Annotated in this window: 12 protein-coding genes; 3 read left to right on the forward strand and 9 right to left on the reverse strand. The window is 63.8% G+C overall.

Annotated features, from left to right (window positions below; all coding sequences use genetic code 11):
• The first annotated feature begins 174 nt into the window (after positions 1-174).
• From AB5K84_RS26495 to AB5K84_RS26505, 3 genes are all read left to right on the forward strand, one after another.
• Positions 175-426: a hypothetical protein gene (locus AB5K84_RS26495; protein WP_027576269.1), complete on the forward strand. Its 252-nt coding sequence runs from the start codon at positions 175-177 to the stop codon at positions 424-426.
• A gap of 212 nt (positions 427-638) precedes the next feature.
• On the forward strand, positions 639-818 hold the full coding sequence (locus tag AB5K84_RS26500; RefSeq protein ID WP_028171105.1) for a hypothetical protein: 180 nt from the start codon (positions 639-641) through the stop codon (positions 816-818).
• A 71-nt stretch (positions 819-889) separates the two neighbouring features.
• Entirely contained in the window at positions 890-2,752 is a 1,863-nt protein-coding gene (locus AB5K84_RS26505; RefSeq protein WP_011086892.1) for an ABC-F family ATP-binding cassette domain-containing protein, read from the forward strand.
• Between the two features lie 150 nt (positions 2,753-2,902).
• Here AB5K84_RS26505 and AB5K84_RS26510 read toward each other — a convergent pair whose 3' ends face one another.
• The 9 genes from AB5K84_RS26510 to AB5K84_RS26550 all read right to left on the reverse strand — a co-directional run bounded on the left by AB5K84_RS26510 (position 2,903) and on the right by AB5K84_RS26550 (position 13,625).
• Positions 2,903-3,574, reverse strand: coding sequence for a 3'-5' exonuclease (locus AB5K84_RS26510; protein ID WP_011086891.1), 672 nt, complete (start codon positions 3,572-3,574; stop codon positions 2,903-2,905).
• Position 3,575: 1 nt separating this feature from the next.
• On the reverse strand, positions 3,576-5,378 hold the full coding sequence (locus AB5K84_RS26515) for a putative nucleotidyltransferase substrate binding domain-containing protein (RefSeq protein WP_011086890.1): 1,803 nt from the start codon (positions 5,376-5,378) through the stop codon (positions 3,576-3,578).
• A 117-nt stretch (positions 5,379-5,495) separates the two neighbouring features.
• A complete protein-coding gene (locus AB5K84_RS26520; RefSeq protein WP_011086889.1) occupies positions 5,496-7,187 on the reverse strand; it encodes a cation acetate symporter in 1,692 nt (563 codons plus the stop codon).
• Positions 7,184-7,486 carry a DUF485 domain-containing protein gene (locus AB5K84_RS26525; protein ID WP_028171101.1) on the reverse strand — a complete coding sequence of 101 codons (303 nt, stop codon included), beginning with the start codon at positions 7,484-7,486 and terminating at the stop codon, positions 7,184-7,186. Before AB5K84_RS26525 ends, AB5K84_RS26520 begins: the two co-directional genes overlap by 4 nt.
• 243 nt (positions 7,487-7,729) lie before the next feature.
• Positions 7,730-8,041 (reverse strand): DUF3240 family protein, encoded by a 312-nt coding sequence (locus AB5K84_RS26530; protein WP_011086887.1) that lies wholly within the window; start codon positions 8,039-8,041, stop codon positions 7,730-7,732.
• Complete coding sequence (locus tag AB5K84_RS26535) at positions 8,038-11,112, reverse strand: efflux RND transporter permease subunit (protein ID WP_011086886.1); 3,075 nt, start codon at positions 11,110-11,112, stop codon at positions 8,038-8,040. The genes AB5K84_RS26530 and AB5K84_RS26535 overlap by 4 nt, the downstream gene beginning before the upstream one ends.
• Positions 11,112-12,224: an efflux RND transporter periplasmic adaptor subunit gene (locus AB5K84_RS26540; RefSeq protein ID WP_038966785.1), complete on the reverse strand. Its 1,113-nt coding sequence runs from the start codon at positions 12,222-12,224 to the stop codon at positions 11,112-11,114. The genes AB5K84_RS26535 and AB5K84_RS26540 overlap by 1 nt, the downstream gene beginning before the upstream one ends.
• Positions 12,225-12,514: 290 nt before the next feature.
• The gene (locus AB5K84_RS26545; protein ID WP_171463844.1) at positions 12,515-13,006 is read right to left on the reverse strand and encodes a hypothetical protein; all 492 of its coding nucleotides are present in this window, start codon (positions 13,004-13,006) and stop codon (positions 12,515-12,517) included.
• A gap of 166 nt (positions 13,007-13,172) precedes the next feature.
• Entirely contained in the window at positions 13,173-13,625 is a 453-nt protein-coding gene (locus AB5K84_RS26550; protein WP_011086883.1) for a DNA polymerase III subunit chi, read from the reverse strand.
• Positions 13,626-13,631 lie beyond the last annotated feature (6 nt).

The following is a 13,631-nucleotide window of genomic DNA, read 5'->3' on the forward strand; positions in this document are numbered from 1 at the left end:
TTACCGAGATTTCATCGAGATGAACCCAATCTGAAGCCCCCATTCAGGCTTTGGTTCAGCTTCGCCGGCGTAAGGTTGGGTCTATCGAAACCAAAGCCTGATCATCAGGCAGACCGTTTCGGCGGCCTTTCCATCGACGCGATACCCCGCGCCGGCAGTTTTGAGGAGATCACCATGTTGAGGAAACTTTCGCTTGCCGCTGTCGCTGCGGTCGCGCTGGGTGCCGCGCTGGCACCGACCTCGGCCTCTGCTCACTGGCATGGCGGCGGCTGGGGCTGGCACGGCGGCGGCTGGCATCACGGCTATGGCTGGGGCGGCCCGCGCTTCTATGCCCCCGTCTCCTACGGTTATGGCGGCTGCTATGTGCGCCGGCTGGTCCCGACCCCCTGGGGACCCCGCTGGCGGCTGATCAACCGCTGCTACTGAGCCCGACAGCACCTTAACTCAGGGTGCCGGCCCCCCACGGCACCTTCCAAGAGAGGCCCCGGCGATCCCCCCGCCGGGGCCTCGCATTTGAGCAGGCACGACGAATTCATACAATTTTCACGAGAATGTCCGGCATTCCCCACGACCGGCGAAACCATTTGGAGGCCAACGACTTGGTACCGTGTCGTTACTCTGCAACATGGAACCTCGTGATGACGGGCCCTTTCGCCAATGACAGCGAACAAATCGACCGGCGCACCAGCCGCTCGATTTGCGATGCCGTGGGGGAACGGCTTCAGCAGAGACTCCGCCCCGACCCCCGGCTGCCCACGCATCTCGAACAGCTCCTCGACGAGCTGAAGAAGCGCGACCGCGAAGGCGGCGCTCACTGACAGGCCGTAGACATAGAACGGGCTGCGCAAAAACGGGTTGCGTTTGATCCCGGCTGCGGTGACAAGGCCGCATGCTATCCATCACCGACCTTTCCATCCGCCTCGCCGGACGCCTTTTGATTGACCAGAGTTCCGTGCAGATCACGCCCGGATCGCGCGTCGGCATGGTCGGACGCAACGGCACCGGCAAGTCGACGCTGTTCAAGGTGATCCGCGGCGAGCTCGCGGCCGAGCACGGCGCGGTGACCCTGCCCCCACGCTGGCGCGTGGGCAGCCTCGCGCAGGAGGCACCGAACGGCCCCGAGAGCCTGATCTCCGTCGTGCTCAAGGCCGATCTGGAACGCGACGCGCTGCTTCACGAAGCCGAGAGCGCCACCGATCCGCACCGGATCGCCGAGATCCAGACCCGGCTGGTCGACATCGACGCGCATTCGGCGCCGAGCCGCGCCGCCGCGATCCTGTCCGGCCTCGGCTTCTCCGCCGCCGATCAGCTCCGTCCCTGCGCCGAGTTTTCCGGCGGCTGGCGCATGCGCGTCGCGCTCGCCGCGACGCTGTTCGCGGCCCCCGACCTGTTGCTGCTCGACGAGCCCACCAACTATCTCGATCTCGAAGGCACGCTGTGGCTGGAAGACCACTTGGCGCACTATCCGCGCACGGTGATCGTGATCAGCCACGACCGCGACCTCCTCGAAAGCTCGGTCGACCAGATCCTGCATCTGGAGCGCGGCAAGCTCACGCTCTACAAGGGCACCTACTCCTCCTTCGAGGAGCAGCGCGCCGCGCGCGAGCTGCTCGATGCGAAGGCGGTCAAGCGCCAGGAGGCCGAACGCGCCCGCCTGCAAGCCTTCGTCGACCGCTTCAAGGCCAAGGCCTCGAAAGCGCGCCAGGCCCAATCACGCGTCAAGATGCTGGAGCGGCTGAAGCCGATCACCGCGCTGGTCACCGAAGACGTGCGCGAGATCAGCTTCCCCGCGCCGGAAAAAATCCTGTCGCCGCCGATCATCGCCGTCGACAACGCCTCGGTCGGCTACGATCCGGCGACGCCGGTGCTCGGCCGCGTCACCTTGCGCATCGACAATGACGACCGCATCGCCCTTCTCGGCGCCAACGGCAACGGCAAGTCGACGCTGGTGAAGCTGCTCGCCGGCCGCCTCGCGCCGTTCTCGGGCAAGGTCACGCGCGCCGACAAGCTCTCGATCGCCTATTTCGCGCAGCATCAGCTCGACGAGCTGAACGAGGACGCCTCCGCCTACGATCACGTCCGCAAGCTGATGGGCGATGCGCCGGAAGCGAAAGTGCGGGCACGCGCCGGCGCGATCGGCTTCTCCGGCAAGGCGGCCGACACCAAGGTGGCAAAACTGTCGGGCGGCGAGAAGGCGCGGCTGTTGCTCGGCATTGCGACCTTCTTCGGCCCCAACATGATCATCCTGGACGAGCCGACCAACCATCTCGACATCGACAGCCGCGCTGCGCTTGCGGAAGCCATCAACGAATTCCCCGGCGCGGTGATCATGGTCTCGCATGACCGCTATCTGATCGAGGCCTGCGCCGACCGGCTCTGGATCGTCGCCGACCGCACCGTCACCAATTACGACGGCGACCTTGACGAATACCGCCGCCTGGTCCTGTCGGCGCGCAACAGCGAACCTGCCCCGCGCGAGCGCAGTACGGCAGCCGAGAAGCCGCAGCGCCCGAAGTCGGACAATCGCGGCTCGCTCAGGAAGCGCATTACCGAAGCCGAAGCCGAGATCGCCCGCGTCAGCGACATCATCACCAAGATCGACACGGCGCTCGCCCTGCCCGACATCTTTACCCGCGATCCCAAGCAGGCCGCGCAGCTGTCGAAGGCGCGCGCAAACGCAGCGGATGCGCTGGCGCGCGCGGAAGAGCAGTGGCTCGAGGCGAGCACACAATTCGACGAGGCCGCGGGCTAGTCTTGCGACCGCGGAACGTCGGTCCGGGCTCGGCCGGCCAAGGCTCCATCAAAATCTGAAGAACAACCCCATGCACAGTACAGGTATTAAAATACCTGCACGTTTCCATCTGTGGCCACTGGACAATCTGCTCCGCTGCGCCGGGCCCGGTTATCCCCCGAACTGATTGAAAACGGGGCTGGCACGTTGGCGCGCGATACGGACGCCGCGCCTGCTCAAGTCGCGCAACTGCAGGAACATCATTGCAGTCATCAATGCGTCGTTGAAAGCATCGTGCTGCCCAAGAGGCGGAATGCAGAGGTCGTGGAGGATCGCGGCGAACGACAGATCGACCTCGGTATTCGGCGGCGCGTTGCCGTATTTGCGTTCGTAGTAAAGCCGCGACACTTCGATGCGTTCGTTGGGCAGTTCGATTCCCACCAGCGGCAGGATGTACTTGTCCAGCATGGCGATGTCGAAGTCGACATAATAGCCGATCAGCGGGCGCGGCCCGATGAAATGCAGAAAGCCTGGCAGCACCTTCCAGACGATCGGCGACGCTTCGACGTCGGACCGGCGCAAGCGGTGAATCTTGATCGCCTCCGCCTCCAGTTCGCTGTCGGGATGGACGATGGCTTCGAAGCGCGCGCTGGTCAAAATCCGGTTGCCGCGGATCTTGATTGCGGCAATGGCGACGACGTTGTCCGTTCGCACATTCAGACCGGTGGTCTCGCAATCGATGACGACAAACTCGTCGTCCGGAGCGCGATCGAACATGAAGCGATACGATTGATCGCTCAGGGTCGCCTGGTGCAACAGTCGTTTGATCGCACGGGGCAGCATTCTAGAACATGCCGAGCTTGAAATGATGACCGACAATTTCCCGAAACTTCTTCACCACCTGGAGCGCGTCACGCAATAGATGACGTTCCATGCTGGACAAGTGCGCCGGTCTTACCAGAGTTCCCGATGCGCCCGCGGATGCGGCCAGTTGCCCGTCGAGCCGAAGCATCAGCAGGAATCGGAAGGCTTGTTTCAAGTCGCGTCCAAAGTCCCGTTGCAGCACGCCGAGATCACAGAGCCGGGAAATCCGCTTGTCGGTGGAGGTCTCGCGCAGGCCCTGCTCGAGCGCCAGGCTGCGAACGCCGTGCACGATGGGAAAGATGCCGCCCTTCTTGAGATCCAGCGCATCGCCGGTGCCCTCCGACGTGATCAGGTTGTTGAAGAGGCCGATCGGCGTTTCGAACGCGTCAACGGCGCGCGCGAAGTGTGCCATGAACGCCTGCTCGCCCCGGGTCATGTCGATCAGCGCCGTCTTGGCGTCGTTCAGGAGCTGCTCATTGCCCGCGATCGCCTGCGCATCGTAGACGATGGCCACATTCATGTGCCCGGCCTGATCGGGAAGCACGATCCAGCGGCGCAAATCCGCGCGATACTCCGAAAGCGGCCGGGACCATAGCGGATTGCGCACCATGATATCGCCCGGACAGGGCGGAAAGCCGAAGCTCTGCAGAGCGACGAAGAATTCCTGACGGAACGCCTCCAGGATTTCGCCCTGCATCGGACCTGCGAGGATAAGGCCGTTGTCCTGGTCGGTACGGATGGTCTGCTCGCCCCGCCCTTCGCTTCCCATCACGATCAGGCAGCTGCTGGTGCGCAGCTCGGCCGGCGCGACCATTTCGAACAATCGAGACAGCAGGCGTCGATTGAGGTCGGAGACGATCTCCGCAATGACCTCTACCTTGACCCCTTGCCGTCGCAGCACGCGCGTTTGCGTCTCGATCTCCCGCGCCGCGGTGGCGAGGTCCTGCTGACTCGAGGCTCGATCGATGCGGCCGGCAATGACTTGAGCGCTTCCCGCCAAGAACCCCAGCAGATCGATCTCCTCCAGAATTCCGACGAGCTCTTCGCCGTCGCGCACGGCAAGCCGCCGCTTGTTGTGCTTGGTCATGAGCAGGAGGGCCGAGGAGACGAAATCGTCACGGCGCAGCGACACGATGTCGAAATTCGCGAGCTCGCCGACCGGCGTCTGGATGGACTGGCGCCGCAGCACCACCGCTTTGGACAGGTTCATGCCGGTCACGATGCCGATCCGCTCACCGTCCCGGACAAACAGCGCATTGCTGTTGATCTCGCGCATCAGATGCCCGGCGGCCTCGATCGTATCACTGGCAGCCAGAAACACCGGCGGATGCAGGAACAGTTCGCCGACCTTGGCGTGCATCAACGAGCCGTAACGTCCCGTCTCCTCGTCGTTGGCGAGTTCGTCCAGCTTCTGGGATATCTCCCGGTAGAAAAAAGCCGCAAAGCGCGGGTTCGCCTTGATCAGACCGAGCGCGACCTTCCGGGGGATCACGTAGCAAAGCGTCTCGTCGCGGGCGATGAACTGGTGGCCGCTATGGTCGTGAACGAGCGCGCGACTGTCGAACGTGTCCTTGGGACCGAGCAATGCCAGCAGGTCGGCTTCGTTCCGCTCCTCGACGATGCCCTTGATCACGACATAGAGCGCCTCCGCCGGGGCGTCCCGCCCGATGATCGCTTCGCCCGGACTGAAGTACCCGATGTCCAGCGCGGCCCGCAACGTCTCGGCCTCGCCCGGCATCAGACGATCGAACGGCGGGTTGGTGATATCGAACGCCTTGGGCATTTCGGCCTTTCGAAGATACGGACCATCCGAGGATCCGACGACTGATCATCGAAAGCGCAGCACCGGCCGGCCCAAATGAGCCGGTCGGTACCGAAGCGACGTCCCGCAGATCCTCGCCTAGTGAGCCGTGGCCGAAGCAGCACCGATACCGGTCTGCGATCGGACATATTGCGCGTCAAAGCCATCGCGATCGGCCGCGGCACGCTTGCTGCGGTCCAGGATCGAGACCAGCCAGATCCCCGCAAAGGCGAGCGCCATCGAGAACAGCGCCGGATTGTCCAGCTTGATGGGAGCCGACCCCTTGGCAAAGCCAAGCGTCGCCTCCCAGACTGCCGGCGAGAGGACCACGCCCACAACCGCGCTGAACAGGCCAAGGAAGCCGCCGAACACGGCTCCCCGCGTCGTCAGGCCTTTCCAGAAGATCGACATCACCAGCACGGGGAAATTGCAGGATGCCGCGATGGCGAAAGCAAGGCCCACCATGAAGGCGACGTTCTGGTTCTCGAACACGATGCCCAGGAAGATCGCAAGCACGCCGAGCACCAGTGTCGCAATCTTCGAGACCCGGATCTCGTCCTGCTCGTTTGCGTTGCCGCCCTTGATCACCATGCCGTAGAGATCGTGGCTGATGGATGATGCCCCGGCCAGAGCCAAGCCTGACACGACGGCCAGGATCGTGGCAAAGGCAACGGCCGAAATGAAGCCAAGGAACAGATTGCCGCCGACGGCGTTCGCGAGATGAATCGCCGCCATGTTGGAGCCGCCCTTGATCGCCGCGATTCCGCTCTTGGTCTTCTCGAGAATGCTCCCATCGAGAAACATCGCGTCGGTCGAAACCAGCGTGATCGCGCCAAAGCCGATGATGAAGGTCAGGATGTAGAAATAGCCGATGAAACCCGTGGCGTAGAACACGGACTTGCGGGCCGCCTGAGCGTCCTTCACGGTGAAGAAGCGCATCAGGATGTGAGGCAGGCCCGCCGTTCCGAACATCAGCGCCAGGCCGAGCGAGATGGCCGAGAGCGGATTGGAAATCAGGCTGCCGGGCTCCATGATCGCGAGTTTCTTGGGATGCACCTCTGTTGCCTTGGTGAACAGCGCTTCCGGGCTGAACCCGTACTTGTAGAGGACGGCTCCGGCCATGAACGTTGCGCCTGAGAGCAACAGCACCGCCTTGATGATCTGCACCCAGGTCGTCGCCTTCATCCCGCCGAACGTCACGTAGATCATCATCAGGCCGCCAACCAGGACGACCGCGATCCAGTAGTCGAGACCGAACAACAGCTGGATCAGCTTACCGGCACCGACCATCTGCGCGATGAGATAGAACGCAACCGTCACCAGCGAGCCGCACGCCGCCAGGATACGGATCTCGGTCTGCCCGAGCCGAAACGAGGTCACGTCGGCAAAGGTGAACTTTCCGAGGTTGCGCAATTGTTCGGCGATCAGAAAGGTGACGATCGGCCATCCCACCAGCCAGCCGACGGAGTAGATCAAGCCGTCGTAGCCCGAAGTATAGACGAGGCCCGATATGCCGAGAAAGGATGCCGCCGACATGTAGTCGCCTGCGATCGCAAGTCCGTTCTGGAAGCCCGTAATTCCGCCGCCGGCCGAGTAGAAATCCGCGGCCGATGCGGTCCTCTTGGCGGCCCAATAGGTGATGACGAGCGTCAGGCCAACGAACCCGACGAACATACCGATCGCCGACCAGTTGGTCGCCTGCTTAACGCCGCCGTCGATGCTGCCTGCGGCGAGCGCGATGGTGGGCAGGCCTGCGAGCAGGATCGCCAGGAGCCATGAGAATTTCTTCACGAGCGGTTCTCCTCGACAATCTTGCGGATGAGCACGTCGTAACTGGAATTCGCCTGGCGGACATAGATACCCGTCAGCAGGAAGGCGAGCACGATGACGGACAGTCCGATTGGAATGCCGATCGTCGTCACGCCGCTGCCCAGCGGTATCCCGAGGAACTTGGGAGCGTAGGCGACCAGCAGGATGAAGCCGAAATAGACAACAAGCATAACCGCCGACAGCATCCAGCCCAGCGACGAACGTCGGCGCACGAGCTCCTGGTAGTTCGGATCGCGTTCAATCTTGGCGAGGTTGCTCACATCAATGGTCCCTGGATGATCCTCTGGAGTTCTTGTCGTCAAAGCGGTCCCTTATCTGGCGGGACCATCCCAGCCTGCACTGCCGGACGGCCAAGCTCCATGATCCAGATCAAGTCCGGTTGATCCCTATGACGTGCGTGACAAACGGCCAGCGGCCGGGCAGCTGTCGAAGGCGCGCGGAAGAGCAATGGCTCGGAGCCAGCACGCAGTTTGATGAAGCGGCGGGGTAGAGGTTGCTCCGGACTACGCGATGGTTCCGAACTCGGCCACCGGAGCAATCCAATATACGAGATTGCAGCCCGCGAACGAATGACGGAGCTGATCGACCAGGCGCCTGGCGTCCGCTCCTGGCAGAACGATCTGGACATGCACCTGATCGGCGTGGCCCTTTACGCGTTCGGCGGCCGTCGGCAACTGCACGCCTGAGCCGTGTCCCGCGGCATCGGAGACCGTGAAGCCGGACGTCTGGCCCGGCTGCTCGCTGAGAAAGTCGAGCAGCTCCTCGCGCAGCTTTCGCGCCAGGATCAACGACAGGCACACATATTCGCTGGTCATTTTGACTCCTTCACAGTGCCGCCGAACCGGCGATAGAGGATGGGGAGCAGGATGAGCGTAAGCAGCGTGGACGACAGCAATCCTCCGATCACCACGATCGCCAGCGGCCGCTGGATCTCCGATCCCGGACCGGAAGCGAACAAGAGCGGGATCAGGCCCAATGCGGTGATGCTGGCGGTCATCAGCACCGGGCGGAGCCGCCGCCTGGCACCGTCGACCACGATCTGGTCCTCGCCGACGCCATGCGCCCTCAACTGATTGAAATACGAAACCAGCACGACGCCGTTCAGGACCGCGATTCCGAGCAGGGCGATGAATCCGACAGAGGCCGGAACCGACAGATATTCGCCGGTCGAGACGAGGGCAAACACGCCTCCGATCAGCGCGAACGGGATGTTCACGAGCACGAGCAAGGCCTGCCGGACGGAAGCGAAGGTCGTGAACAGCAACACGAAGATGAGACCGATGGCGACGGGCACGACAATCGAAAGGCGCGCGGCAGCGCGTTGCTGGTTTTCGAACTGTCCGCCCCAGGTGAGCCGATAGCCCTTCGGCAGCGAAAGGTCGGCGGCGACCTTCCGTTGGGCCGCCTCGACGAAGCCGACCATGTCGCGGCCGCGCACATTGGCGCGAACGACGCTCATCCGGTTGCCGTCCTCGCGGTCGATCTTCACCGGGCCGTCGACGCGCTGGATGCGCGCGACCTGGGACAGCGCGACGTGCTGCCCGGAGGCGAGCGTGAGTGGCAGGCTCGCGAGCAATGTGGGCGCCTCCCGCGTCGTCTCGCTTCCCCGGACCAGAATGGGCGTGCGACGGCCCTCCTCGAGCGCGGTGCCGATCGTCCGCCCCTCGATCTGAGTCCGCAGCGCATTGGCAATGGTGTCCACCGTCAGACCGAGACGGCCGGCCTCCATCCGGTTCACGACGACCGTGTAGTATTGCGCACCCTCGTTGAGCGTCGTGTAGACGTCTTCCGCACCCTCGATGCTGGTGAGGATCTCGGACAGTTTCGTCGCAATCTCGTTGAGCCGGCCGACGTCGCTACCGAAGACCTTCACAGCGACATCGCCACGCACGCCGCTGATCATCTCCTGCACCCGCATGTCGATGGGTTGGGTGAAGCTGAGCGAGATGCCCGGAAAGTCGGCGAGCACGTTGCGCAGCGCCTTCAAGAGCTCCGCCCTGTCCGGGGCGGCTCTCTCTTCAACAGGCTTGAGCACGAGAAACGTGTCAGTCTGGTTCGGTCCCATGGGATCGAGCCCGAGCTCGTCGGAACCGGTTCGCGCGATGATCCCGGTGACGTCCGGAACCTTCAAGAGCGCCGACTGGATCCTCGCGTTGATCGCGAGGGATTCGTCCAGATTGACCGACGGCAACGTCTCGACGCTGACGATGACGTCGCCCTCGTCCATGGTCGGCATGAAGGTCTTGCCGAGTTGCGAATAGGCGTACCCTGCCGCGACCAGCGCCAGGAGAGCTGCAGCAATGACCTTTCGCTCGTTTCGCAGCGACCAGTCCAGCGCGGGTGCGTAGACGCGCTGCGCGAGGCGGATCAGCAGCGGCTCGCCGTGCCCTGCCGATTTGAGCAGGAACGAGGTCGCGACCGGGATCACGGTGAGCGCCAGCAACAGCGAGCCGGCGAGCGCAAAGATGATTGCGAGCGCAACGGGGATGAAGAGCTTGCCCTCGAGCCCCTGCAAGGTGAGCAGCGGCACGAACACGATCATGATGATCAGCACGCCGGAAGCGACAGGTTGCAGCACCTCGCAGACCGACCGGAAGATGACGTGGATCAGCGGAAGGCCCCTGCCCGGCTCGTGGTTGCCGAGATTTCCGACGATGTTCTCGACCACCACCACCAGCGCATCGATCAGCATGCCGATCGCGATCGCAAGCCCGCCGAGGCTCATCAGATTGGCGGACATTCCAACCGCACGCATGGCCAGGAGCGCAATGACGATCGCGAGCGGCAGGCTGAGGGCGATCACCAACGATGCGCGCCAATTGCCCAGGAACAGCAACAACAGGACGACCACCAGCACGGTCGCCTCGCCGAGCGCCCGCACCACCGTGCCGACGGCGCGACCGACGAGGCGGCTTCGGTCATAGAACACGTTGAGGGATACGCTCTGGGGCAGCGCGGGCTTCAGCTCCTCGAGCTTTGCGCGGACGTCACGCACGAGTTGACCGGCATTGGCTCCGCGCAAGCCCAGCACCAGCCCTTCAACCGTTTCGCCCTGGCCGTTCTCCGTCACCGCCCCATAGCGTGTCAGGGCCCCGACCTTGACGCGCGCAACGTCGTTCACGCGTATCGGGACCCCGTCGCGGGTGTCCACGACAATGGCCTTGATGTCGTCGATCGTGCGGATGCTGCCTTCAATCCGCACCAGGGCACTGTCCTCGCCCTGGTTGACGCGCCCCGCGCCGTCGTTGCGGCTGTTGGTTTCGACGGCGCGGCGAAACAGCTCCGACGAAATGCCGCGCGCGGCGAGCGCATCGTTGAGCGGGACGATCTCGAACGCCCGCACGTAGCCGCCGAGGGCATTCACGTCGGCAACCCCGGGAACCGTGCGCAGCGCCGGTCGGATCACCCAGTCGAGCAGGGTTCGCCGTTCCGCCAGCGACAGCTCGGAGCTGTCGATGGTAAACATGAACATCTCGCCGAGCGGACTGGTGATCGGCGCAAGCCCGCCACTCACCCCCTCGGGAAGGTCACGAGCGATGTTCGACAACCGCTCGGAGACCTGGTTGCGCGCCCAGTAGATATCCGTGCCGTCCTCGAAATCGATCGTGACGTCGGCGAGCGCGTATTTAGTGGTCGAGCGAAGGATCTTCTTGTTCGGCAGGCCCAGCAGTTCGAGCTCGATCGGGACGGTGATGCGCTGCTCGACCTCCTCCGGCGTCAGGCCCGGTGCCTTCATGATGATTTTCACCTGGACTGGTGAAACGTCGGGGAACGCGTCGATCGGCAGGCTGGGGAGGAACGTTGCGCCCGCGCCGATCAGCAGCAAGACGGCGAGCAGGACGAACAGCCGCTGCGAGAGCGCAAAGGCGACCAGACGCTGGAGCATTATTGGCCGGCTCCGAGCCGCGAGAGAATGCCCCGAAGCGCCGAGATGCCCGCGATCGCAACCTCGTCCTTGTCGCTGATCGGGCCGGATATCACGACGTGATCCTGGTCCTCTGCGAGCAGCGTGACCGATACCAGCCGGAAGCCGCCCTCGATGGCTTTGAATATCCAGCTCTGCTCGCCACGACGGACGAGACCGCTATAGGGAATCTCCCAGGCGCTCTCGCCCTCGGAGAGGAAGCTGAGACGGACGGACGCCGTCTGGCCCGGGTGCAATTGGCCGCTGTTCGGCACTTCGGCCCGCACCAGGATGGTTTGCGTCGCCGCATCGGTCGTCTCGGAAATCAGAACGACGCGACCGGGCGTTACGTAACCTTCGACCTCGACCCGCGCACCGGTGCGGATTGCGCGGATGTTGGCCCCTGGAATGGCGATTTCGGCCCACAACGGCGAAAGCCGGGCAAGCTTGACCAGCGGCGCGGACTGCTCCAGCCGCTGCCCCGGCGAGACCGCGATCTCGACCACGGATCCCGTCTGCGGCGCATTGACGGTCAGCGTCCCGCTGATTGCCGCGTCGCTCGCCAACCGGGAGATCGCATCATCGGAGAGCCCCGCCAACCGGAGCATCTGCCGGCGCTCCGCGACCGCGATGGTGGCCTGGCGCGCCTCGGTCTGGCTCGCCTCGAGAACGCGTTGTGGGACGGCCTTGCCCTCGAAGAGATCGGCGTTCCGCCTGAGCTGCTGGTTCGCAAGAGCCTCCTGCGCGACGGCGTGAAGATAGTCCCGCTGGAGTGACACGAAACCCTGGCTCTCCAACGTAAGAAGCGGCTGGCCGGCGCTCACGCGATCCCCGCGCGCGACGGCCAGATTGGTGACCATGCCGGCAACGGGTGTGCTCACCACCCACAATTGAGGCGTCGGAACGACGATCTGCGCCGGATAAGGCAGTGTCTGGTCGGTTCTGCTCGAAACCGGATGCACGACACGAATGCCGAGGCTTTCGATCTGCGTGGGCGTCAGTTTCATGTCGTCGTCGGCCGCAGCGATGCCGGGGCACCCGACGAGCGAGAGCGCAACAACGACGCGGCACGCCCTGCGTAGAAGACGTTCCATCTGATGGAAAGATCGCATCAATACCAGCTTCGAAGACCGTTGCCGGGTCTTTCTAGGCCGGATGCGATTGAAGGTGTTGACCTACGTCAACGGCAGCCCATTGCGGCAAATCGGGTATTCGAGCTGGCTGTCGCGGACGATGTTGTTGTTTTGGTCGCGCGCGGCGCGCGCTCTTCAATTGCGCGATCCGCGCGAACCAGCGGCAAGGACCGTATGTCGAGGTCGATCGCCCTGGCCGCGTTCGGATCGACGACCAGCTCGTAGCGTTGCGCCGGGACGCGGGCTTGCGCTTACGCCGACTTCTTCTTCGCCTTGGGCTTGGTCGCCTTCGGCAAGACAGGCGCCTCCGGCGTGCCCTCGATCGAGGACAGGCGTCCGGCCGTGAACGTGTAGATGCCCGCGCGCGGACCGGTCGTCCATGTGACAACGGCAACGCGCCTGCCGACGGCATCATTGGAGAGGTTCACGTTCGAGGGCGCGCCGATGCCGCGCACCACGTCGCATTCGGTATGGCCGAGCGCGACTGTGCCGCCGGCGGCCGCCGGCGCGGTCGTCGATGCATTGGCATCGGCAGGTCCGGGAGGCGCCGCCATGCCGGGACAGGCGCCGTCGGCGCTGACCAGATCCTCAGCCCCGACCGGCTTTTCGGGAGTCAGCGGCGGCGATTCGATCGAGATGTTCCTGATGAACAGGCGGCTGGGCGTGTTGAACCACTGGGCATCCTTGGACAGCAGATCGGTCCCGCCCGAGCAGCCCGCGACCAGCGGTGCTACGGCAGCCAACGCAACTATGAGCGAGCCGGGAAGCTTTTGATGTCGCACGATAAACTAAATTCCCCGCGTGAAGGACCAGCCCTAAACGATTGTCCCAACATCACTTTGCGGCACGAAGGTGGCCGAAGCCAGCATCACCCGTAAAGTGCAAATTATCATTAATTGCGATCGACCGCTAATTCCGCCGCTGCCACCGACCCCGTTCGTCGGCCTGCCAATAGGTGACATCAAATCCCCGCGCCTTGCAATCCGTCCAGGCACTGCGGGCGAGCGCCAGCGCGTCCGGATCGTCGCCGTTGAACAGCAGCACCATGCGCTCATAGCCCTGCGCATCCTGCGGCAGCGCTGCGTTGTCGACCAGAAAGCGGACATGGGCGCCGTTGGGATTGTCCTCCTCGATCGCCAGCACGATCGGCTGATCGGCGGCATCGTTCACGCGCCATGTCGCGTGCGGCAGGAAGGAATCGTCGCGATAGGTCCACAGATGCGCATCGAGCGCATCGGCGCGTTCCTCCGAGGTCGACTGCACCACGACGCGCCAGCCGCGCTCGAGCGATTTCTCGAGAAGCGGCGGCAACACGTTCTCCACCGTCATGTTTTGCAGATGGTAGAACAGCACTTCAGTCATTTTGGA

It is taken from the genome of Bradyrhizobium sp. 1200_D9_N1_1 (genome assembly GCF_052075915.1).
Taxonomy (GTDB): Bacteria; Pseudomonadota; Alphaproteobacteria; order Rhizobiales; family Xanthobacteraceae; genus Bradyrhizobium; species Bradyrhizobium diazoefficiens.